This is a genomic window from Pseudomonas sp. F220, from assembly GCF_057813935.1.
The window spans coordinates 105,073-127,121 of the sequence record NZ_JBVASJ010000009.1; the positions used below are offsets into that span (position 1 = coordinate 105,073).

Below are 22,049 nucleotides of genomic sequence, written 5' to 3' on the forward strand. Positions count from 1 at the left end.
ACGACCGAACCACCCCTGCCAATGCCAGCCCGTCGATCCGCTTGCCCGTTTGTATGCCTGTTTTCTGATGTGGATCAGACTCTCCCCCAGACCGACTCCTATTCTCGAATGGACCCCAACGGTATTGAGAGGAGCTGAAGATGAAAAAATCAGGCTTGATCGGCCAATGCCTGTTGATGGCGGCAAGTGTTTTACTGTTGCCATCAACCAGCGTCTTTGCTAACCCACAAATGTCACCACCAGGCGGCATGCTCAGTCACCACTCGGATTTCGACTGGGTCAAACATACGCAGCAGACCCTGGATGATCTCAAGGGCAAGCTGAATCTCAAGCCGGAGCAAATGCCCGCATGGGATACATGGGCCACGGGGGTGATAACAGATGCCAATCAGCAACTGGAAAAGGACAAAACCGGACGTGACGAAGGGGCGAGTACGCCGAACGCGCTGATGGATGAAACGACACCGCAAAGAATGGCCAAAGGGATAGAGCGTTTGCGTGCACAAACCCTCTGGATGCAGGCGCATCTGGTTCGCCTGGACGCTGCTCTGGTGCGCACCAAAACCTTCTACGAAGCCTTGGATACTGAACAAAAAACCATTTTCGACCTATTCTGGACTGTGATGCATCACAGAGTCTCCGACCAAGACGGTCGGCAGATCCCTATGCACATGTTCAGACCCCGAATGGAAGGCGACCAGGACGAATCCAGCAAACAGTAAGCGGTAAGCGGTAAGCGGTACTCACTGCTCTATTGGGTGGACATCATGAACATCAACTCGGTAAAACGTTGCGCGCTGATCGGGGTAATCCTGATCGCCACAAGCCTTGCATTGCCGGCCAACGCCGAGCGACACGGAGGCGGTCATGGCGGCGGTCCGTTTTGTGGGGCATAGGTCTTGGCTTGGGCCTGGGCTGGGAAGCCGCGTACCTTCGCGGTCCGTATTACTACCCCTCCTATCCGGTCTACTACTACCCGACCCCTGTTTATTACTATCCGGCCAACCCGCCTTCGGTGGCAGCACCCCCCAACATTCAGTCTGCGCCAAGCTGGTATTACTGCCCTTCAGCCAAAGGCTACTACCCCTATGTGCGCCAGTGTCCTGAAGCATGGCGTATGGTTCCGGGGACACCACCCGGCCCCATACACTGATTGGCGGAGCTGATTTCGCAGACAGCATCTGGCACGTTGGTAGACGCTGGATGCATTTCCATGTGTGCGCCATTGGTGGAGAAAAAGAGTGGACCGCTTCAATCCTCCGCCAGCAACGACTCATCCCCGGGCGGAACCTGAGGTCAGGAACGCCTTGAGTTCCGTCAGGGAACGGGTGTTGAGAATGTTGGGGTTTTCCAGCCAGGCACGGCGTGCCTGAGCGACCCCGTAACGCAAATAGGCGAAGTCGGCGGTGCGATGTGCATCCGAGTTGATGCTGATGAGCACACCTTCATCCTTGGCGTATCGGCACTGGAGGTCGAACAGGTCCATGCGTTGCGGCTGCGCATTGAGTTCCAGACAGCAACCACGCTGCCGGGCAGCCTTGATGATTGCAGGCAGATCCAGGTTCAGAGGGTCGCGTTCATTGATCAGCCAACCCAGCGGATCTCTGGTTCCTTGTGCGGAACGGATGCGGGCGCGGACTTCGGATGGCCAACGATGATTGGCGCCACTGGCGTCCACTTGGCAGGAAGGCCAAGTGCATGCTTCCCATCCGGAGTATCAAGAAAACTTTGGACGAAACCGATCCAACAGCCCTTGATCACGTATCACCGTGAACGTCCACGGTTGTTGATTTACCGCGTTGGGCGCCTGTGCGGCGGCGTTGATCAAACGACGAATGATGGGTTCATCAACAGTTTCCGTCGAGCGACGGCCCGAGATCGCCTCGTTGATATTCATGTCGGTAAGCCTAGAAGTTGTCGTTTCATAAAGTGGCCCGCCAACGAGGATCTACTATTGATTTAGATCAGATGAAGGCGGGACCAACCTCTCCTCTCGTTTCGTCTGGCGACTCGCTCCCCTCTGAGCGGCTCCACGTTGCGCGACATTGATCTGCATCAGAAGGACGATGCGCGTTCAACGCACACTGGCTACGCCTCGCTCTCGCGAGACGGGCAACGCGGGTGAAAATGGCTCGCGCAGGAGCACTGACATGTACGGAAAAATCAGGGCGTATATCGACGGCAGCGTCGCGTCTTTCCGGTGCCGGCACGCGCCCCCTCTGATCCGGCGGGGGGCCGGCCACAGGCGGGACGGACGGCGGGTTGCTTGTATGAGTCGCTCGATCCGGCTTCTGGTGTGCGCTGTGCTGGTGTGCATCTGCGGGCTTGCCTGGGGCGCGGACGCAGCCGAGCAGAGCGCCGGACCGCGCGTTACGATCCTCGTTTACCACCGTTTTTCGCAGACACTGGACGACTCGATGACCGTGCGCATGAGCACCTTCGAAACCCAGTTACGCGTCCTGCACGAGCATGGCTACCACATCGTGCCGCTGCGCGAGGTTGTCGACTGGCTGCGGGATCCGAATGCGACGTTACCGGAGAAACCGGTGGCGATCACCGTCGACGACGGGCATCGTTCGGTATTCGAAAAGCTGCTGCCCATCGTGCTGCGCGAGCGCTTTGCGGTCACGCTGTTCATCTACCCATCGGCGATCTCGAACGCGTCCTATGCGCTGACCTGGGAGCAATTGCGTACCCTGCAACAGACCGGGCTCATGGACATCCAGTCGCATACGTACTGGCATCCCAACTTCAACGTCGAACGCAGACGCCGTACGCCGGCGGATTTCCAGCAATTCGTCCGCACACAACTCGACAAATCGCGTCGACGTCTCGAGTCGCAAACCGGTGCGCATATCGACATGCTCGCGTGGCCGTTCGGCATCTACGACGACGAGTTGATCGCACTCGCCTCCGACGAGGGTTACGTCGTCGCCTTCACACTGGACGCGCACAAGGCGGACCGGCACGCGCGGCTGCTGGCACTGCCGCGCTTTCTGATGATCGATGCCTACGGCGCCAGCGCGTTCGCGCGCCTGCTTGGCGAACCGAACTCTCTGCCGATGCCCGCAACGGGGAACGCACGATGACCTTCATCCGCGCATTGAGGCGCTATGCACTCCCGGCGCTGCTCGCCGTCACGACCCTGCTGACCGAGCGAGGCGCCCTGGCTGTCACCGGCGTCGTGCTCGACTCAAGCACGCAAAATCCGGTTGCCGACGCAATCATCACGACATCGGCCGGCGTGATGCGTACCGACGAATACGGGCGGTTCGAGACGGCTCAGGCGGTCGAGAGCGTCGCGGCCCGCGCCCCTGGGTATCTGCGCACCGAGGCTAAAGTGTCCGGCGAAACGCCCGTGACGCTCGCGCTGACCCCGTTTCGCCCCAAAGCGCTCTATCTGTCGGTGTTCGGCATAACCAGCAAGACGCTGCGCAACCAGGCCGTCAACCTTGCCGAAAGCACCGTGATCAATGCATTCGTGATCGACGTCAAGGGCGACCGCGGCCTGACGCCGTATCGCAGTGCGGCGCGCGAGTCGATCGGCGCGGCGGCACGCGTGACTGTGCGCGCACCACAGTACCGGGACTTTGCCGCACTGCTTGCCAGGCTGCATGCGCAAAACCTGTACTTGATCGCGCGCATCGTGGTGTTCAAGGATGACCCACTCGCCGACGCGCATCCGGAGTGGAGTGTGCACACCGCAGAAGGCACGCCGTGGCGCGATAGCGAGAACCTGCAATGGATGGATCCGTTTTCGCAAGACGTATGGCAGCACAATCTCGATGTCGCCGAGGAGGCGGCGCGGATGGGCTTCGACGAGGTCCAGTTCGACTATGTGCGCTTTCCCGACAAGAGCGGGCTACACTTTGCCCTCCAGAACACCCGTCGCAACCGGACCGCGGCGATCGTCGGCTTCCTTCAGGCCGCGCGCGCACGGCTCGCACCCTACAATGTATTTGTCTCCGCAGACATCTTCGGCTACGTCTGCTGGAATCTCGACGATACCGCGATCGGCCAGCAAATCGAATTGCTGGGCGAGCCGCTCGACTATATTTCGCCGATGCTATACCCGTCCGGCTTCACCTGGGGGCTGCCGGGCTTGACCAACCCGGTCACCGACCCTGGTCAGGTCGTCAGGCGTACCCTGGCAGAGGCGGTGCAGCGCACCCATCTGCCGGCCGTGCGTTTTCGTCCGTGGTTGCAGGCCTTTCGCGACTATGCGTTCGATCAACGCCCGTTTGACGCGGCGGCGATCAGTGCGCAGGTAAACGCCGCCGACGCAGCCGGCAACGATGGATGGATGTTATGGAACCCGCGCAATCACTACGACGCCGCCGATTTGCCGCACCATTGATCAGTGCGCTGAAGCGCTGGGCGATGCTGGTTGGAATGGCGACGGCGGCGCAGATCGCGAGTGCCGTCGATCTCGATGCAGCGGCGCGCCTGCAAGCCGCACAGATTGTCGAGGGGCAGATCGCCGCCGGACGCGTTCCGGGGGCCGTCGTCCTGATCGGGGACGCCACGCACGTGCTCTATCGCCAAGCCTTTGGGCAACGCGCGACGACGCCCGACCCCGAGCCGATGACACTGAGCACCGAGTTCGATCTCGCGTCGCTGACCAAGGTCATCGCGACCACCACGGCAATCATGCAACTGGCCGAAGCGCGCCGCATCGACCTGGACGCACCCGTTGCGCGGTATTGGCCCGCCTTTGCCGCATACGGCAAAGACGCGGTGACGGTGCGTGACCTGCTGGCACACACCTCCGGGCTGCTGCCAGACCTGCCTGTGCGGCCAGTGCATCCGGATCGCGAAGGCGTGCTGAGCGCGATCGCGTCGCAGCGTCTGCGCAGCGCGCCAGGTGAACGCGTCATCTACAGCGACCTGAACTTCGTGGTGCTCGGCGAACTGGTCGAGCGCATCACGCACCTTGCGCTCGACACGTATTGCCGGGTTCACATCTTCGGGCCGCTCGGGATGCGCGACACGGTTTTTCTGCCCGACGCCGGGCAAGCGGCACGCAGTGCGCCGACGATCGCCAACAAGGCCGGTATCCGCCGCGGCCGCGTGCACGATCCGACGGCCGAATGGATGGGCGGTGTCTCCGGCAACGCCGGGCTGTTTTCCACGGCGGATGACCTCGCCCGCTTCGCGCAGATGCTACTGAACGAAGGGCGCGCGGGCACCCTGCAGATTCTGCGGCCAGCCAGCATCGCCACGCTCGCGGCGGCCGCCTCGCCGCTCGCGGCCATGCCGTGGCGCGGCCTCGGCTGGGAACTGGCCGCACCGTTCGCGCCGAACCATGACCGTCTGCCGCCGATTGGCCTGATCGGCCACACCGGGTACACCGGCACGGGCCTGTGGATCGATCTGGTGACGCGCCAATTCATCGTCATCCTGACCAACCGTGTGTACCCGGATGACCGCGGTGACGCCCGCCCGCTTCGTGCACAGTTGCTCGCGCTGCTGGGCAGTCGGGCCGCGCCTGCCAGCGCTGCGCAAATCGGCCGGTTGCTGCCGTCGGCGTTGCCAGCGCTGCGTGCCGCCGATCGCCTGCCGACCTCGACAGGCCCGGTGCTGACCGGCATCGACGTGCTCGAGGCGCAGCAGTTTGCGCCGCTCGCAGGCAGGCGCGTGGGCTTGATCACCAATCGCAGCGGCTTCGACGCCGAGGGCAGGCGCACCATTGACGTACTCGCGCACGCGCCAGGCGTCAGGCTGGCAGCGCTGTTCTCGCCGGAACACGGGCTGAACATCGACCTGGACGAGCGGGTCGGCGACACACTCGACACGGCGACAGGCCTCACCGTACACAGTCTCTACGGCGCGGCGCGGCGCTTCCCGGCCGGTTCGCTCTCGGGACTGGATGCGCTGATCTTCGACATTCAGGATGCCGGTGTGCGCTTCTTCACCTACGAGACCACGCTCGGCTACGCACTTGAGGCCGCAGCGGCGCGGCGCATTCCGCTGTTCGTGCTGGACCGGCCCGATCCGCTCGGTGCGCAGCGATTCGGCGGACCGGTGCTGGACAGCCGCCACGAATCGTTCACCGGCTATTTCCCTGCGCCGCTGCAGCCCGGCATGACGGTCGGCGAGCTGGCGAGTCTGTTCAACCGCAACAAGCACATTGGCGCGGATTTGCGCGTTGTGCCGATGCTGGGGTACCGGCGCACGATGGCCTTCGCCGACACCGGTCTGGGTTGGGTGCCGCTATCGCCGAACCTGCGCACGCTGCCCCAGCTCGACCTGTACCCGGATGTCGGTTTGCTCGAGGGCGCGAATCTGAGTGTGGGGCGCGGTACACCGCATCCGTTCGAGTGGATCGGCGCGCCGTGGATCGACGCAACCCGGCTCGCAAACGCGCTGAATGCGCTTGACGTCGGCGCGCATTTCGAGCCGATCGACTTCGTCCCGACCGAGTCAACCTGGCACGGTCAGCTCTGTCATGGCGTGAGCATCGCTCGCGACGCTGCGCCCGCGCAACGTCCCGTCGCAAGCCTGGGATTGGCACTGCTCGCCACACTGCATGCGCTCTATCCCGAGACCTTCGATCTTGCTGCGACCCGCGAGTCGATCGGCTCGCCAACCGTGTGGCAAGCGATTCGCGACGGCGCGGCACCTGGCGCGGCGCAAGCGCTCGACGCCGCACCGCTTGAGCACTTCGCGCAACAACGGCAGGAGAACTTGCGCTATTGACCTTGACGCGACGCGCAAACCGTCGCGGCCTGCGGTGGCGTTTCTGACCCTTCACAACTCTCCGACGATCGGCGCATCACAGGTCGCGGTCGTGGCATAGACCGGGCCGCGATAACCGTTGCGCACCAACACCGGCAGGTAGCCGCTGTGATCCAGATGAGCATGGGTCAGAACGATGGCCTCCAGATCTCGAACCGGCAGATGAAAAGGGTCCCAGTTGTGCAAGCGCAGCTGTTTGTAGCCCTGGAACAGACCGCAATCGATCAGCACATGTTTGTCGTTATGTTCCAGCAGGTACTTGCTGCCCGTGACCGTGCCAGCCGCACCGAGAAATGTCATTCGCATGCCCGTCTCCTCGAACACTAATAGGTACGCTATTGATCGCCCTTTTCCGCCCCGGACACTTGATTTCCATCAACTGCGCCCTCCCCCCACTCGAATGCCAGCCCTCATCAACGCTATGAAAGTACTAAGGCATCGGCTTGACGATCATCAAACTGCAGGGAGCCCGATCCAGCGTGCTCTCGGCGGTACTGCCAATAAAGATGCTTACCCCCCTATGATGCACGGTGCCCATAACAATCATGTCGAATGCATTATTCGCCGCGAAGCGTTCGATCATTGTGTGGGGCGTTCCGGTCACTCGATGCCTTCGTATCTGTGGAACCCCGTAGCGTTCGGCGAGCGTATCAAAGGCCTCTTCCTGGGCGTCGTTGACGGCATCTCTTAAACTCGCGTCCATGGTCAGGTTTTGCAGGTTCACCTCGGAGTCACTATCCACTGTCCAACCACTGACATTCAGCAGATGCAATTTCGCTCCACAGGACGAGGCCAGCGTCGAGGCCACGTCGAGGATTCGGTCATTGAGCCCTTGCGTCAATTCTTCAAGATGGGAAAGGTCGATGGCCGCGAGAATTTTCATGGGCAACGGGTTTCTCGCATCGGTGACCAGGTGCAAGGGGGCCGGGCAGTCACGCAGCAATAGCCAGTCCAGGGGCCTGTAGAAAACCCGTTTAAATGCCGATACACGCTGTACATCCTTGATCACGATGTCCGCCCGGAAGTCATTCACGTACTCAAGCACCTCCTCGATACTCGGTTTGGCCCAGATCACTTCAGTGGTCACTTGCAGGCCTTTGCACTGCCCAAACCGGGCTTGCTGCTCAAGCCAGTGACGGTGCACCTGCAAGTACCCCTCGCGGGCCTGCGCCATGGCCTCGTGGTCAAATAGCCCTGCGACAGCCAATGCTTCGACGTAATCGAAAGCGACGATGTGCAACATCGCACCTGTCGCTCTGGCCAGGGACTCTGCCCGATCAAAAGCCGGGGTACGGGACATTTCTCTCGGGGTGATCAGCAGTAAACGACGAATTTCAAACATCACACACCTCGCCTGCAGACGCTTTGTCAGTTGAGCCTGATGAACAGCACTCCTGTGCTGGCTTTCCATCAGCAAACGGATCAATGAAAAACATCACTGATGAATATCGATAGTGAGCGGCAGGCGTTGGATGAGGTTGATAAAGATCACAAAAAGCCGTCGTTGTGCGCTTAAGACCAAAAAGTGCCCTTGGTGAAAGAAACATTGTTGATACAGCTCAATAGATGCCCGCTTCCCAATCGTAGAAGCGCTAGTAGTTACCGGGCTCCTGCAGTCTGTTGCAAGCTACGTATCGAATACCTCGGCCCGCGCCGCCTGTTCGGCTCCGGGGCGAGAAAGGTGGAAGATCACCTGCTGATTGCCTGACGTACACCGGGGCCTGACAGCTCAAGGTTCAGCGTAAACCCGGCGCTCGAGCTAATGGCGTCTAGAATCGTATTCAGATGCCCAAAGGGCTTGAGCCTCAGCGCTGGGCAATTGAGCCTGCTGGAAGAGGAAACACTGACGCCCGAAGAGTTCCCTCCATTGATGCCCCTCACATTTTCCTCGACGTCGCCGCAACCGATACAAGCGCCCCCATAAGGATCAATCATTGCCATCGCCAGTGCCTGGATCGGCACAGGAACCCGCACTTTCGAGGTTTGCCATGCTTGCGGTAACACTGATCAATACGCTGGTGGTAATCGTGGCCGTGGTTATCCACTACGAATGTCTGTTACGCCTGAACGACGGGCTACCCAGGCTCAAGGCCTGGAGTCGATTCAGAATCGTCGTCGGGGTATTTGGCGCGCTGCTGGCCCATGCGCTCGAAGTCTGGTGCTTTGCGCTGGTCTATTACCTGATGACACGCTCCAGCGAGTGGGGAAGTCTGAGTGGCAACTTTGACGGCTCGCTCATGGACTGTGTGTACTTTTCCTTCACCACCTTCACCACCATCGGTTTCGGCGACATATCGCCCTTGGGCAAGCTCAAGTACCTGACCGGGCTGCAGGGACTGACCGGCCTGGTACTGATCTCCTGGACAGCGTCGTTTCTGTTTCTCGAAATGCAGAAATACTGGAAGAACAAATAGCAGCCTCGGGGGGACAACCGCGTCCACGCGACCTACTGTCTATCCGCCAGGCCCCATCTCCTTTCGTCGTACACCCTCCCACCGGTTTACACATTAAGGGCTTGCTTGGGCTCTCAAGATCTATGCTTGATACATTCATAGAGGGGCGCGTCATGTCACCGTCTGAGATCCGACCCCGTCACGCTCATTACCTCAAGGCTGCCTGCTCCAACTGCAGCGTGCTGGAGTTGTGCCTGCCAATTGGCCTGACCGGTCAGGAAGTCGAGCAACTGGACACCCTGATCGCCCAGCGCGTGAAGGTTAAAAAAGGCGCAGCGTTGTACCGCACAGGCGATCCATTGCGCTCGCTTTACGCGGTACGCATAGGGTCTTTCAAGACCAATGTGCTGTCTATTGACGGTCGCGAGCAGGTGACCGGTTTTCAAATACCCGGCGAGATGCTCGGCCTGGACGCCATCAGCGCAGACCAGCACGCGTGCAATGCTTTCGCCCTTGAAGACAGCGAAGTGTGTCCTATCCCTTACGCCCAGCTGGAAAGGCTTGCCCGGGAGTTGCCTTCACTGCAGCACAACCTGAACAAACTCCTGAGCCGGGAAATAGTGCGTGATCACGACATGCTGATGTTAATGGGCAATATGAACTCGGACGAACGCCTCGCGGCCTTTCTGCTGAATCTGTCGCAGCGGCTTAACATGCGCGGATACTCGTCCAGGGAGTTTGTACTGAAGATGCGTCGCGAAGAGATCGGCTCCTATCTGGGGCTGCGTCTGGAAACCATCTGCAGAGGCATTGCCCACCTGCGCGACCAGGCACTGGTCGAAATCTCGGGCCGTAACGTCAAAGTCCTGAATATGGACGGGCTCAAGCATCTGGTCGCTGGCTGTCATCGGGACGCGCCGCTCTGACGTCGTAGGTGCCTTTGCTTATGGAGAATCGTCATGCGTGCCATGGTGCTGCATACCCCTGGCCAGCCATTGCAACGGGAAGAACGCGCGATCCCGACACCTGGCGTACAACAACTGTTAATAAAAGTCCTGGCCTGTGGCGTGTGCCGCACCGACCTGCATTTGGTGGACGGTGAACTGCCACAAGCGGTACTGCCGCGAGTACCGGGGCATGAAATCGTCGGGGAAGTGACGGCCGTGGGGGCTGACGTTGCGGCCGACTGGATCGGCCGGCGGGTCGGCGTTCCCTGGCTCGGGTGGACCTGCGGGCAGTGTGAGTTTTGCCGCTCCGGCCGGGAGAACCTCTGTGATCAGGCGCAATTCACCGGTTGTCATCTGGACGGCGGTTACGCCGACTACACCGTTGCCGACGTGCGCTTCTGCTTTCCCATTCCGGATACGCTCTCGGCCACTGAAGCAGCGCCGTTGCTGTGCGCCGGGCTGATCGGTTTTCGCGCGCTGCAAATGGCAAAAACTGCACGCCATTTGGGCCTCTACGGGTTCGGCGCCGCGGCGCATCTGGCGATCCAGGTGGCGCTGGGCCGAGGGCAGCAGGTATATGCCTTCGCCCGACCCGGCGACAGCGAGAGCCAGGCCTATGCCCGAACACTGGGTGCACACTGGGCAGGCCCTTCGGACCAGAAACCACCACACCCGCTCGACGCCAGTTTGATATTCGCTCCCGTCGGTGCACTGGTGCCGTTGGCGCTGGAGGCGACCGTCAAGGGTGGCTGCGTGATTTGCGCTGGCATCCACATGAGCGACATCCCTGCTTTTCCCTATCGACTGCTCTGGGGTGAGCGCAGCGTGCGCTCGGTGGCCAACCTGACGCGCGAAGACGGCATAGCGTTTTTTCAAGAAATCCAGCGCACGCCCGTGCACAGCGATGTCACCTGTTTTGCACTGGACGATGCCAATCAAGCGCTGGCGCACCTGAGGACAGGTCAGGTCAAAGGCGCAATCGTGCTCACTCCCTGACCGCCAAACCGGGTGACCTGACCGCCAGAATGCTTCCAGGCACCGAATAAAGAGCCCGTTCAGTGGTGCTGCCGATCAAGCGATCCAACCCGACCCGGTGCACGGTGCCCATCACCACCACATCGGCCAGGTACTCCTCGACAAATTCACTCAATGCCCGAACCGGCTGACCCATGACAAAGTGCCGACGTTCGGGCGGTACACCGTAGCGATCGGCCAGGGTCACAAATGCCAGGTGCAGGGATTCCCGCAGCTCCTCCATGTAATCCACCCCCCATCCGTCGCTGACCATCGCTACATCGCCATTGAACGCGGGCGACAGGTCATAGGCGTACAGCAAATGCAGCGGTGCGTCGCACTGCAAGGCAAGGGCGTTCGCGGTCTGGATGATGGTGTCGTTGAGGCCACTGATCTGAGTCTGCGGGTCGAAGGGGTCCACCGCCGCCACAATCCGATGAGGCAAACCGTAACGGGCCTGGTTGACCAAGTGCACAGGCACCGGACTCTCACGCAGCAGGTGGCAATCGAATGGCGTGATGAACACCCGTTTGAGCACCGGTTCCAACGTGGCGTCCTTGATCAGCAGGTCAGGCTTGAACTCCTCGACATGCTTCAAGATATCCAGCAGCGGATGGGTGGTGAAGACCACTTCGACCGAGACCTTTAGCCCATCCCCGCTCAGCCGCTGGATTTCCTCCGACATCCAGCGGCGATAGCGTCGCAGATAGCTCTGAAAAGCCGCTTCGTCGACTTTTTCCTCCCACAAATGGATGATCGGCACCGGTTCGACAAAGGCACATACATGCAGTACCGCCTCACACGCCTTGGCCAGGGCGACGGCGCGCAGCAAGGCTGGAGACTGATGCAGGGTTCGGTCGGCGATCAGCAGTAAACGTTGGTATTGACCCATCACACACCTCGGCGCGGCACCGGTCGATCCACCGGCATGTTCCAAGACTGCGCTCATTGCCCCCCACGGCGGTTGATTTACATCAAATCCTGGCGATTGATGACACCCGCACCGAGTATCTGATCCAGATCAGATTCGAGCGCCGTCAGTGGCGTAAAAAGGGATGAACCGCGTGGCCTTTTACCGCACACCCCCTTTATGTCAGATGGAGGATCGCACCATGCTCACGGTCAAAGACCACAACGAGCGAGCCGCTGCCGCCTATGCTGCGGTCTCTGGACAATACTGGATTGAAGCGCTCAGGGATGGCCGACATGTACTGATCCGGCCATTGACGGAAAAGGACCGCGAGCGCGAGTGCGCCTTCATCAAGCGCTTGTCCCCCGAATCCCGGCATATGCGTTTTCTAGCGCAAATCAACGAGCCAGGTACAGCCATGCTCGACCAACTGATGGACATCGACTGCAAGCAGCGTATGGCCTACATAGCCCTGATCCACGAAAACGGTAAATTGATCGAAATCGGTATCAGCCGCTATGCCGCCACTGCCGAACATGAATGCGAATGCGCGATCACGGTCGCCGATGAATGGCAGCACCTGGGGCTGGGTACGCTGTTGATGGAGCATTTGATCAAGACCGCACGCAAGAACGGTTTTCATCAGATGTATTCCATTGATGCCTCAAGCAATGCCCCCATGCGTGACTTGGCAAAAGCCCTGGGATTTGAAGTTCATAACGATCCTGACGATGCCCGCCAGGTCATTCACCGCCTCATGCTGTAAAAAAACGCCCCTTGGAGCACCAGGTACTGGCTCTCCGAGGGGCGATTCAACACCTATGACTGCAACAGCTCGCCCGGTTTGATCGCCAACACGCTGCAAGGCGCCCGGTGCAAGAGATGTTCCGCGGTACTGCCCAAGCGTTTGTTCAACCCTCTATGTTGCACCGTTCCCATGACGATGACGTCCGCCAGATGATCGGTCGCAAACTCGCAGATACTCTGCAGTGGCGCTCCCTCAATGAAGTGGCGACGATCAGGTGGAACGCCATGACGTTCGGCCAAGGCTGCAAATGCCTCATGTTGAGCCTCTCCTAATGCCTCATAGATACCGGTGGCAAGGGGCAATACGCCAAAGCCCATATCCGTGGCGTACACCGCTGCCCAGTCATACACATGCACCAACTCAAGCCGGGCGCCGCACTGTTCGGCCAGTTTCACTGCCGCCTTGATGATCTGATCGTTGAACACCAGGTCTTGGTCTTCACTGCGCAACACATCGACGATCGCCACAACATTACGTGGCCGTGGATTGCGAGCGTTAGTGACCAGATGCACCGGCACCGGACAATCACGCAGCAACTGCCAGTCCAGCGGAGTGAAGAAGACTCGTTTCAATGCAGATTCTTCCTGAGCATCCTTGATGATCAACGCCAAAGGCATCTCGTTGATGAAGTGAAGGATCTCTTGGTAAGGATCTTGTATCCAAACCACCTCACTCGTGACCTCAACGCCGTGTTTGCTCATCAATTCAGCTTGCTGCTCGAGCCATTGCCAATGGGTTTGAAGATAGCCCTCCCGAGCCCGGCTTACTTGCTCGGGGGCGAACAGGCCGGCCACCGCCAAGGCTTCGAGGTAATCGAACGCCACGATATGCAAGGGCAATTGCATTGCCTGAGCCAACGCGGCGGCACGACCGAACGCCGGTGTATGGGTCATGGCTGAGGGGGCGATTAACAGTAAACGCTGAATCTGCGACATAAGGCACCTCGGCACGCGGCCATCTCAATACGGAGAGTAAGACTCAAGGTTGAGCGTTCCAGGCGTAGGCGACTTGATCTTTATCAGCTCTGATGCACGCTTCGCCTTGTCTTGATTGATACGGCAAGGCATCAAGCGCTTCAGTGCAACAAGATGCCTGCCCACATCGCCAGCGTCAGCAATACCTGTCCAGGGATGACATAGGCGGCGAACTGTCGACCGCCGCTGACCCAGGCCACCACGCATTTGCTCAGCGAATTGCTACTGACAGCGATCAGCGCAGGGCCGGCAATGGCATCGAAGGGTATCTGGCCGGCCTTGGCCAGGGAGGCAATGGACGCCGTCGAGGAATGAGCATCGGCAAAACCACTAAAGGCCGCTGTCAGCATTACGCCCACCTGGCCAAAGTAACTGAGCATCACCGAAGACAGGAAGGTAATAACGGTCATGGCCAGCGTCACGATCAAGGCGAGTTTGAGATTGAACGCGCCGCCGACCTTGACCCGCTCGTTGGCGCCCCCTGTCGGTTTGGGAAACATCAAGCAAACGCCATACAACGCCGTGGCGACGACTCCGAATAGCAACGGCCCCCACATGGTCCGCAACAGGCCAGGATCAACCGCCCCCAGGATCAGGCCCACCTGAGTCACGGTCGCCAGATTGGACAGCACCGCAGCGGCGCTCAGGACTTTGATGTTCGCCGGTTCCTTGGCAACGATATGCCCCATGGCCGCAATGGTCACGGTACTGGATGCAAACCCTGAAGCGATTGCACTGATCGGATAGCCGTAGCGGGTGCCCACGGTGCGAACCGCGATATGCCCCACCGCGCCGACCGCCATCAACAGCACGGTCAAGGTGCAAATGGTACGTAAATTGATAGCGGCATACGGCCCGATGAAGCGATCGGGCGCCAGGGGCAGCACCACCAACGCGGTGATCAGCAACACCAGCCCATCGCGTATTTCCGCTTCGGTCAACTGGCTGCGTGCAAAGTGATGCAACCTCTGCCGATAGGTCAGCAGTCCCGCCATCACCACACCAATGGCAATGGCCAGCTCGGGCGCAGTGCCACACAACGCCCCCAGTACCAACACCGTGAGCAAGGCCACTTCACTGGTAATACCAGGATCGTTGCCGAGGTTTTTCAAGTAAGCGGCGGTGACGAGCAGCCCCAGACAGATCGCAACGATCCCCAGCAACAGACCACCGCCGACCAGCATGGCGACATAGCCCAGCAGCGCGGTGATTGCGAACGTCCGTAACCCGGCACAGGCACGGCTGTCGCCCCGTCCCTTGCGGCGCTCGCGCTCAAGACCGATCAGCATGCCGATCCCTAGCGCAGCGGCTGCATTGGCCATGCCGATGGTTTCATTCATTGGGTACGCACCTGGGTGAGTGATGCCCTCCCTGACCTTGGCACTTATCTCGCGAGGTCAGCCAGCGCCATTTGCACAACAGCGGGGCCAGATTGGTTGCCGGGCGCCTGCCCGGTCAACGGCACCGTGGCGGCGGTTATCGGCCAGGCATGAGGCGCATCGATGCGCGCCTTGAGTTGCCTGACGAACGCCTCTGCTTGATCCAGATGGTCGAAACTCGCCTCCCACCCATCCATGTGTACGGCCCAACGGTGTTTTGCCGGTTGTTCTGTTATTTCAATGATCATAGTCAGCCTCGGTTCAACCCCGGAACAGGGTCAGCGGGAAGCGCATCCCAGCCTCCAAAAACTCCATTACGGCGTAATGGCAACCTTCATCACGCCGTCAGGTTGGTGGGCAAACAGCTCATGAGCTGCTTCGATATCGTCCAGTTTGAAACGGTGGGTCACGAGCGGATTCGAACGTACCCTGGGTCCCCAGCGCATCCAATGGGCCGACTTCAGGGATCGGTTTGTCATCGAGGACGATCCGGTTTTTCTCGACGAAGATCGCCACTTTCATGGTTGCCTGATGATCTCTCCTGCCCCTGTATACCGGCTTGAGTTGAGCACAAAGTTCAGTCTGTGCCGGGGTTGCGGACGAGAGGTTGATCATGGTCAATAATTACGGGATTGGAGACGTATCCAACGACCGTATGTCGGGCGACAAAGTCAGTCTCCAGGCCGTTTGATACAGATCAAGCTCAGGAGCCTGGTTAACGTCACGATCAGATCACGACTCAGGAACCGACGACGTTGCGTTTACCCATGAGAGGTTTGTCATGTCTGGTCAATCACGTTTCATGCTGATCGTCTCGCCGCTGATGCAGCACAGTCCGGCCTTCGACAGGGCCGCGGCACTGGCCAAGGCCGAAGGTGCGGCGCTGCACATCGTGGCCTTCGACTACCTGGAAGGCCTGGCGACTGCCGGCCTGATCAACGACCAGGCTCGTGAAGATATGCGTCTTGGCTACATCGAACGCCACCGCCAGTGGCTTGAGGAACAGGCCAGACCCTTGCGCAAGATTGGCCTGGAGGTCACCACCGAGGTGACGTGGGTTGAACGCCCACTCCAGGAAATCCTCATCCACCTCAAAGAACAACCCATAGAGTTGGTGATTAAAGCGCTGGAGCATGAATCGCTGCTCTCGCGCCTGATGTTCACGCCTCTCGATGTGCACTTGCTGCGCGAGTGTCCGGTGCCGCTGCATTTCGTCAGTAATACCGCGCATGCCTTGCCTCGCAAGGTGATCGCAGCAGTCGACCCTTTCCATCGCAATGATCAGTACCTGGGTCTCAACGACCGGATACTCTACGAAGCAGTAAAACTGGCGAGCGTCTGCAACGCCGAGATCGACGTCGTCTACGCCTATGACCTTTCATCCATCAGTGCGGACGAATTCGACTTCAACAACGTTTCGACCTTCTTCTCTTCAGGCAAAGCCAAGACCCTGTTCGATGCTCAGGAGGAAGCCTTCAATGCACTGGCCGAGCGCAACGGTATTGCACCGCAGCAGCGTCACATGATCATGGGCAACCCAGCCAAGGTCCTGGCCAGCTATGCCGATGCCTATGACGTCGATGTGATTGTCATGGGCCGGGTCAGCCATCGGAGGATGGGTCGATTGGTCGGTAGCACGGCGGAAAACCTTTTGTACAAAATGCCATGCAGTGTCTGGGTGGTTTCCCCCGAAGAACTTAATGAATGATAAGGACGGATATTCACATGAAGTGATAATAGTAAGGCAATCGAACTCCCCCGGGCAAAGCGCCCACGTGCGCTGAAAATACAGCGCTGAAAGGTCCAAATGATGTTCGTGGGCAGAATGAGTCCACGTTCGGAGAACCGAATGAAACGCGAGGACGTCAAAACCAAACACGGTGAAGGCATGCACTTCGACACGCATGTGATAGCCAATCCGGCCAACACGAACGAGTGGATCATCCTTTTCAAAAAAGAGGCGGGAAGAAGTTACTTTCTGGTCAATGACAACGAAGAAATCGAGTCATTTGGGCGCCTGGAAGACCTGATCCATGAGCTTCGGTACATTGGCATCAAGTCCGCCGAAGTTCACTTCTGATTGTTCCTGTCTTGGAGTTTGATCATGTCAGTAAAGGTCGAGCATCTGTCTAGCCAACGCGAAGAGCTTTAGTCTGTTTGCTTCGATAGCCGGAGCGTTCAGTTTCGCAATGAACGGGGGGCTAGGGATTATGCGGCCACACTCAAAGAAAGAGTCGAAGCGCCGTATGTCTTCCCACGAATACACCACCCCACTCACAGCCAAGGTCACTGGCCGGAGCTGATCTGGACGCCAGCTCAATTGGACAGGTTCAACATCTGGCCAAAGCGCCCTGAGAAAGGTAGCTGGCACGCGACAATCCTCTTTTAGTGGTTGATGAGCTGTTGAAACTGCGCAACATTCTCGGCCGTGACAGGGCGGTATGGAATCAGCAAGTCGCAACGGGCTTTTCATCGACCAATTTCATGGCTGTCTGCAACACAGGAGAGCCTGCCCATGCCATACAAGGAAGGTCTGGCTACTTCGCCGCCATCAACCGATTGACTTCACTGCGCACCATGTTCGCGAATTCCGGCGGGGACATGAGATCCAGCTCCGAACGCACCCACTCCGCCCATTTGCCCTTGCGCTTGGCGCGCTCACTGAACAAACGTGCGCCCTCGCCTTTGGCCTTGCCCAGGTTGCTTTGCCAAAGGTCGAACAGACGGGACTTTTCATCTTCAAGCGCAGCGCGCTCGGCAAGGGGCTGGTTAGCCAGATTGAAGCTCATGGGGGTTACCTGCTGCGTAAAGTAGGCGACATCTTACACTGTAGGAAGAAATGTCTTAGCCTGGATTTCTCGTCGACTGTCGGCTCAGGCTCAAAATAGCTGCAACTTTTTCACGTGCAGCTGACTCCATTGTTCACTGCCCGTTCACCTGAAAGGAGTATCTCAATGGCCCGGAAAAACACCGTGCAAATGGCCGAAGAACAAATCAAGGATCAAGTTTTCAGCGAACTGCAGGCGCTGATCGAAGAGTCGGAAAAGTTACTCAAAAGCAGTGCCTCGCTGGTGGGTGAGGAAGGTGAAGGCCTGCGTGAACAAGTCGCACTGAAACTCAAGCAGGCACTGGACGCCGTATCCAACGTACGCGAGCGCAGTAAGCCGGTGGTCGATGCCACCGAAATCTATATCGGTGGGCATCCTTGGCAGACGGTAGCGATTTCCGCCGGTTTTGGTCTGGTAGTCGGTTTGTTACTGGGACGTCGTTAATACGCCAGTTCAAAAGGCGAGCTACCGGCTAATGCCTGTCAGTTAAGCGAATGTGGTCCACTGTAGGAGCGAGCTTGCTCGCGATGGTCGTTAACGATAACGCGTGTTTACTGGCTAAACGCGGCGCTCTTGAGTCCATCGCGAGCAAGCTCGCTCCTACAATAGAGACCTCATTTCCTTAACTGACAGGCATTAAGCTACCGGCTCGCCTTGTTCACGTCAAAGTCCTGCCAACTCGCGCAGCTGCGCCAACTCTGCAGCGGCAATCTGAATCCCTTCGTCACCGGCCTTCGCCCGCTCACGATGACGGCGGTCGCCCGGCAAACGCTTGAGCCCTACCCCGTGCATCTGCCGCACCAATTCCTGACTGCGCTCGGCAAAACTCTGCCCGGCCGCTTTGCCGGGGTCGATCACGATGATCAACTGACCGGTCCAGGGAGTCTTCGCCCCGGGGTGATTAGACCAATCGAACTCGAACGAGAAGTTGCCACCGGTCAAGGCGGCGGCCAGCAATTCGACCATCATCGATAACGCCGAGCCCTTATGCCCGCCAAACGGCAACAGCGCACCGCCTTCCAGAATAGCTTTCGGGTCTTGAGTCGGTTGGCCCAGGCTGTCCACGCCCATGCCGGCGGGTAGACGCTCGCCCTTGCGCGCGGCGATCTGTACATCACCATGGGCGATGGCGCTGGTGGCCAGATCGAAAACAATCGGATCGCCACCGGCCCGCGGCGCGGCAAAGGCAATCGGGTTTGTACCAAACAGCGGGCGATCGGCGCCATGGGGCACGACGCAGGTCATGCTGTTGACCACGCTTAACGCCACCAGCCCTTCATAAGCGAAGGGTTCAACATCCGGCCAGAGTGCCGCGAAGTGATGGGAATTGCGTATCGCCAACACCGCGATCCCGGCGCTTTGGGCTTTCTCGACAAGAAGCGCCCGAGCCGCCGCCAGGGCTGGCTGAGCAAACCCGTTGGCCGCGTCGACCCTGACAAAACCTGATGCCACGTCTTCAACGATCGGCACCGCCTTGCCATCGACCCAGCCGCTCGCCAGCGTCGATACATAACCGGGGATACGGAACACACCGTGACTGAGGGCACCATCACGCTCAGCGCCCGCGCAGTTCTCGGACAAGACGCGAGCCACTTCGAGTGAAGTACCGTGACGCAGAAAAATTTGCTCTAACAACGCCACCAGCTGGGCATAGGTGAGGTGTTCTGACGAAGACTCGTCAACCAAAGGTGATGCAGACATCTGAAGCTCCAGTTTAATTATTGGAGGGGGCAACAGCGTATGAAGATCCGGCACCTCGATTAAACAACGCTTAGCGAGCGCCCTGTCAACTTTTGTTACTTGAGCCTTGCGCATGCACGGGCAATCACGGCTGTTCTCGTCGTCTGCCCGGTGCTCAATTCGATTGCGCGGCAAGCGCCTAAAAGCTGAAAAGGCCGCCATCCTGAGGGATCGCGGCCTTTTGCCTGGGCCCGGCTGAAACTGACTGCGCGGCCACCTTCCCTGTCCGATCGTCCCTCTCGCCATACAAGACGAAGCAAGCGTAGACAATTTAACGGGTGTTGAGCTGTCTATAGTAGGTATCTGACATGCCTGTGACTTGATACCGACAATTTTTCGACATCCAACTCTTCATGATTTGGCGTACTCGTTCGTCTTAGTAACTAAGAGCGCCCATCATTTTCCTGATCAGGCTCTGAAAAGGAGTTTTTGCATGTACAACCAGCAATTGCCAATGGACGGTAAACAAACCTTGCACAGCCCAACACTCGGTGGTGACGCCGGTGTATTCGGCAAAAGCGCCGAGCGTCATAGCAATGACCGGATCAGGTTGTTGCTCAAAAGCTTCGGCCTGCGCACCAGCCTGATTCGCCTGAAGGTGATCGACGCCTTGTTGACGGCGGCCGAGAGCGACCGCTCGCTTGGCGTACGCGGTGTACACAGCCATTTGTTGGATCTAGGCATTCCCTTGTCCTTTCTCAGCGTGCGCGAGGTGCTCAAGCGCCTGTGCAGCGAAGGCGTGATCACGCTGAATCCGGACAAGAGCTACAGCCTGAATCAACAGGCCGTCGCGCTACTTCACAGCAAGGACTGAAACCCTGGAGCCTTGGCTCAGGGCTTGACCTTGCGGCGCATTACGCCATTGACCACCACCACGACCACCGCCACCCCAATGGCGATGTACTGGAACATTTTTTCGGTGATCATCCCGGCGTTTTGCATGTAGGACAGGCCAAACATGATCCCCAGTACAACCAGGGAGATCAGAATCGAATATTTCAAACGTTGCGACTGAGTCATTACGGGTTCCTGAACCTGAAAATATGTATCCAGTTTGTATCCGCACGCATGCCAAGACCCTACCTTTAAGCGGGGATGGGCGGCTACAAACGGGGTCTCATGTTACAGCCGATGAAGAGTTTTGGCTTCATTGCGGCTTTAACCATGAGGATTTTGAAATGCTCCGTCGAATCACAATGCTGATTCCCTTGCTGATTATCTTGACCCTGAGCGGCTGCCTGTTCTTCCCTCGCGAAGGCGGCGGGCACCGTCATTACTATGGTGGCCCTGGTTATTATCAACATCGCTAAGCGTCTTCAGTGAACCTGTAGCTCACACTGTCCATAGCCACAATCATCCTCCCGGGCGCTGAAAGCCACTTTGCGTCCGGGAGCACAGATCAACCAGCCAATCCACGAATACCCGCACCCGCGCAGACAATTGGCGGTGCGGGGGATAAAGCGCCGTCAGTGGCAACCTTGGCGGCAGTACTTCCCTGAGGACCTCGCACAAGCTGCCTTCTCGTAGCTGCCGGGCGATGTGGTAATAAGGCGTCTGCACCAGACCATATCCCGCTTCACAGGCCGCCAGATAACCATCGGCACTGTTGACCGAGACCTGCTTGGGCAAGTCGATCAATTGCACCTCATCACCTATCTGAAACTCCAGGCCATAGCGCTTGCCCGAGGTGCTGGAGAAATACTCAACTACCTGATGCCCGACAAGGTCTTCCAGGCACAGCGGCGTACCTTTGCGCTGCAAGTAATCCAGACTGGCACAGGTCACCTGATCCATCAGGGCCAATGGACGGGCCACCAGCGAATCATCCAGAGACAACCCGCCACGCACCACGCAATCAACCCCTTCGCGTATCAGGTCCACAGGCCGATCATTCAAGCCAATTTCCAGCTCGATCAATGGATAAAGAGAGGTGAACTCGGGGAGTGCCGGAATCACGATCAAACGACCGATAGCGGCGGGCATGTCGACCCGCAACGTACCGCGCGGATTGTGGCGAGCGGCAGAAAATACCGCCTCGGTCTCCTCCAGATCCGCCAGCAGGCGAATGCAGCGCTGATAATAGGCCGCTCCGTCGAGGGTAGTGCTGACTTGCCGCGTTGTGCGTTGCAACAGTTGCACACCCAAGTGCGCCTCCAGTTGCTTGATCAGAATAGTCACCGAGGCACGAGGCAGTTGCAGGCTGTCAGCGGCCCTGGCAAAGCCGCCCAACTCGACAATCCGCGTGAATACACGCATGGCGTTAAAACGATCCATTGCTTTGCCCTGCTCGTCATTATTTAGCAATTACAAATAGTGAT

General features: G+C 58.8%; 23 protein-coding genes and 3 pseudogenes. 13 read left to right on the plus strand and 13 right to left on the minus strand.

Features of this window, described 5'->3' with window-relative positions:
* The first annotated feature begins 140 nt into the window (after nt 1-140).
* Nucleotides 141-722 carry a Spy/CpxP family protein refolding chaperone gene (locus tag ACZYSM_RS11110; protein ID WP_489071542.1) on the plus strand — a complete coding sequence of 194 codons (582 nt, stop codon included), beginning with the start codon at nt 141-143 and terminating at the stop codon, nt 720-722.
* 45 nt (nt 723-767) lie between these two features.
* Nucleotides 768-896, plus strand: a complete 129-nt coding sequence (locus ACZYSM_RS11115; RefSeq protein ID WP_489071543.1) for a hypothetical protein — start codon at nt 768-770, stop codon at nt 894-896.
* Nucleotides 897-1,273: 377 nt separating this feature from the next.
* Here ACZYSM_RS11115 and ACZYSM_RS11120 read toward each other — a convergent pair whose 3' ends face one another.
* Together ACZYSM_RS11120 and ACZYSM_RS11125 are read right to left on the minus strand one after the other, a co-directional pair.
* A complete protein-coding gene (locus tag ACZYSM_RS11120; protein WP_489071603.1) occupies nt 1,274-1,678 on the minus strand; it encodes a PHP domain-containing protein in 405 nt (134 codons plus the stop codon).
* A pseudogene (locus ACZYSM_RS11125) lies at nt 1,585-1,897 on the minus strand (nitroreductase family protein). The gene ACZYSM_RS11120 and the pseudogene ACZYSM_RS11125 overlap by 94 nt, the downstream one beginning before the upstream one ends.
* Before the next feature lie 373 nt (nt 1,898-2,270).
* On the opposite strand from ACZYSM_RS11125, the gene ACZYSM_RS11130 reads away from it, so the two are divergent.
* The 3 genes from ACZYSM_RS11130 to ACZYSM_RS11140 are packed head-to-tail and all read left to right on the plus strand — an operon-like array spanning nt 2,271 to nt 6,699.
* Complete coding sequence (locus ACZYSM_RS11130; protein ID WP_489071544.1) at nt 2,271-3,089, plus strand: polysaccharide deacetylase family protein; 819 nt, start codon at nt 2,271-2,273, stop codon at nt 3,087-3,089.
* Nucleotides 3,086-4,357, plus strand: coding sequence for a putative glycoside hydrolase (locus ACZYSM_RS11135; protein WP_489071545.1), 1,272 nt, complete (start codon nt 3,086-3,088; stop codon nt 4,355-4,357). Before ACZYSM_RS11130 ends, ACZYSM_RS11135 begins: the two co-directional genes overlap by 4 nt.
* Nucleotides 4,309-6,699 (plus strand): serine hydrolase, encoded by a 2,391-nt coding sequence (locus ACZYSM_RS11140; RefSeq protein ID WP_489071546.1) that lies wholly within the window; start codon nt 4,309-4,311, stop codon nt 6,697-6,699. Before ACZYSM_RS11135 ends, ACZYSM_RS11140 begins: the two co-directional genes overlap by 49 nt.
* A 75-nt stretch (nt 6,700-6,774) precedes the next feature.
* Here the strand turns inward: ACZYSM_RS11140 and ACZYSM_RS11145 are convergent.
* Together ACZYSM_RS11145 and ACZYSM_RS11150 are read right to left on the minus strand one after the other, a co-directional pair.
* Nucleotides 6,775-7,044, minus strand: a pseudogene (locus ACZYSM_RS11145) (MBL fold metallo-hydrolase); the annotation flags it as partial.
* Between the two features lie 124 nt (nt 7,045-7,168).
* Nucleotides 7,169-8,080, minus strand: a complete 912-nt coding sequence (locus ACZYSM_RS11150) for a universal stress protein (protein ID WP_489071600.1) — start codon at nt 8,078-8,080, stop codon at nt 7,169-7,171.
* Nucleotides 8,081-8,726: 646 nt separating this feature from the next.
* Between ACZYSM_RS11150 and ACZYSM_RS11155 the strand changes: the two genes are divergently transcribed.
* The 3 genes from ACZYSM_RS11155 (at nt 8,727) to ACZYSM_RS11165 (ending at nt 11,074) form a co-directional block, all read left to right on the plus strand.
* Complete coding sequence (locus tag ACZYSM_RS11155; RefSeq protein WP_489071547.1) at nt 8,727-9,152, plus strand: potassium channel family protein; 426 nt, start codon at nt 8,727-8,729, stop codon at nt 9,150-9,152.
* A gap of 152 nt (nt 9,153-9,304) precedes the next feature.
* Nucleotides 9,305-10,057, plus strand: a complete 753-nt coding sequence (gene fnr, locus ACZYSM_RS11160) for a fumarate/nitrate reduction transcriptional regulator Fnr (RefSeq protein ID WP_489071548.1) — start codon at nt 9,305-9,307, stop codon at nt 10,055-10,057.
* A gap of 33 nt (nt 10,058-10,090) precedes the next feature.
* A complete protein-coding gene (locus ACZYSM_RS11165; RefSeq protein WP_489071549.1) occupies nt 10,091-11,074 on the plus strand; it encodes a zinc-dependent alcohol dehydrogenase family protein in 984 nt (327 codons plus the stop codon).
* Here the strand turns inward: ACZYSM_RS11165 and ACZYSM_RS11170 are convergent.
* The gene (locus ACZYSM_RS11170) at nt 11,064-11,984 is read right to left on the minus strand and encodes a universal stress protein (RefSeq protein ID WP_489071601.1); all 921 of its coding nucleotides are present in this window, start codon (nt 11,982-11,984) and stop codon (nt 11,064-11,066) included. The two genes, ACZYSM_RS11165 and ACZYSM_RS11170, sit on opposite strands and share 11 nt — an antisense overlap.
* Before the next feature lie 220 nt (nt 11,985-12,204).
* On the opposite strand from ACZYSM_RS11170, the gene ACZYSM_RS11175 reads away from it, so the two are divergent.
* A complete protein-coding gene (locus tag ACZYSM_RS11175) occupies nt 12,205-12,768 on the plus strand; it encodes a GNAT family N-acetyltransferase (protein WP_489071550.1) in 564 nt (187 codons plus the stop codon).
* A 53-nt stretch (nt 12,769-12,821) separates the two neighbouring features.
* Here ACZYSM_RS11175 and ACZYSM_RS11180 read toward each other — a convergent pair whose 3' ends face one another.
* The 4 genes and pseudogenes from ACZYSM_RS11180 to ACZYSM_RS11195 form a co-directional block, all read right to left on the minus strand.
* The gene (locus ACZYSM_RS11180) at nt 12,822-13,745 is read right to left on the minus strand and encodes a universal stress protein (RefSeq protein WP_489071551.1); all 924 of its coding nucleotides are present in this window, start codon (nt 13,743-13,745) and stop codon (nt 12,822-12,824) included.
* A 140-nt stretch (nt 13,746-13,885) separates the two neighbouring features.
* Nucleotides 13,886-15,124, minus strand: a complete 1,239-nt coding sequence (locus ACZYSM_RS11185) for an MgtC/SapB family protein (RefSeq protein ID WP_489071552.1) — start codon at nt 15,122-15,124, stop codon at nt 13,886-13,888.
* Between the two features lie 44 nt (nt 15,125-15,168).
* Nucleotides 15,169-15,411 carry a hypothetical protein gene (locus ACZYSM_RS11190; protein WP_489071553.1) on the minus strand — a complete coding sequence of 81 codons (243 nt, stop codon included), beginning with the start codon at nt 15,409-15,411 and terminating at the stop codon, nt 15,169-15,171.
* 66 nt (nt 15,412-15,477) lie between these two features.
* Nucleotides 15,478-15,594 (minus strand): annotated as a pseudogene (locus ACZYSM_RS11195) (NAD(P)-dependent alcohol dehydrogenase); the annotation flags it as partial.
* Between the two features lie 350 nt (nt 15,595-15,944).
* Between ACZYSM_RS11195 and ACZYSM_RS11200 the strand changes: the two are divergent.
* On the plus strand, nt 15,945-16,871 hold the full coding sequence (locus tag ACZYSM_RS11200) for a universal stress protein (RefSeq protein WP_489071554.1): 927 nt from the start codon (nt 15,945-15,947) through the stop codon (nt 16,869-16,871).
* Nucleotides 16,872-17,012: 141 nt separating this feature from the next.
* Nucleotides 17,013-17,243, plus strand: coding sequence for a hypothetical protein (locus ACZYSM_RS11205; protein WP_489071555.1), 231 nt, complete (start codon nt 17,013-17,015; stop codon nt 17,241-17,243).
* A 457-nt stretch (nt 17,244-17,700) separates the two neighbouring features.
* On the opposite strand, the gene ACZYSM_RS11210 is transcribed toward ACZYSM_RS11205, so the two are convergent.
* Nucleotides 17,701-17,952 carry a hypothetical protein gene (locus ACZYSM_RS11210; RefSeq protein WP_489071556.1) on the minus strand — a complete coding sequence of 84 codons (252 nt, stop codon included), beginning with the start codon at nt 17,950-17,952 and terminating at the stop codon, nt 17,701-17,703.
* 165 nt (nt 17,953-18,117) lie between these two features.
* Between ACZYSM_RS11210 and ACZYSM_RS11215 the strand changes: the two genes are divergently transcribed.
* On the plus strand, nt 18,118-18,435 hold the full coding sequence (locus ACZYSM_RS11215) for an ElaB/YgaM/YqjD family protein (RefSeq protein WP_489071557.1): 318 nt from the start codon (nt 18,118-18,120) through the stop codon (nt 18,433-18,435).
* Nucleotides 18,436-18,654: 219 nt separating this feature from the next.
* On the opposite strand, the gene ACZYSM_RS11220 is transcribed toward ACZYSM_RS11215, so the two are convergent.
* Complete coding sequence (locus tag ACZYSM_RS11220) at nt 18,655-19,692, minus strand: Ldh family oxidoreductase (RefSeq protein ID WP_489071558.1); 1,038 nt, start codon at nt 19,690-19,692, stop codon at nt 18,655-18,657.
* A gap of 472 nt (nt 19,693-20,164) precedes the next feature.
* Here ACZYSM_RS11220 and ACZYSM_RS11225 point away from each other — a divergent pair, with 472 nt between their 5' ends.
* Nucleotides 20,165-20,545, plus strand: coding sequence for a fe2+ zn2+ uptake regulation protein (locus ACZYSM_RS11225; protein WP_489071559.1), 381 nt, complete (start codon nt 20,165-20,167; stop codon nt 20,543-20,545).
* A 17-nt stretch (nt 20,546-20,562) separates the two neighbouring features.
* Here ACZYSM_RS11225 and ACZYSM_RS11230 read toward each other — a convergent pair whose 3' ends face one another.
* Entirely contained in the window at nt 20,563-20,751 is a 189-nt protein-coding gene (locus tag ACZYSM_RS11230) for a hypothetical protein (protein WP_489071560.1), read from the minus strand.
* 333 nt (nt 20,752-21,084) lie between these two features.
* The gene (locus tag ACZYSM_RS11235) at nt 21,085-22,005 is read right to left on the minus strand and encodes a LysR family transcriptional regulator (protein ID WP_489071561.1); all 921 of its coding nucleotides are present in this window, start codon (nt 22,003-22,005) and stop codon (nt 21,085-21,087) included.
* Nucleotides 22,006-22,049: the final 44 nt, after the last annotated feature.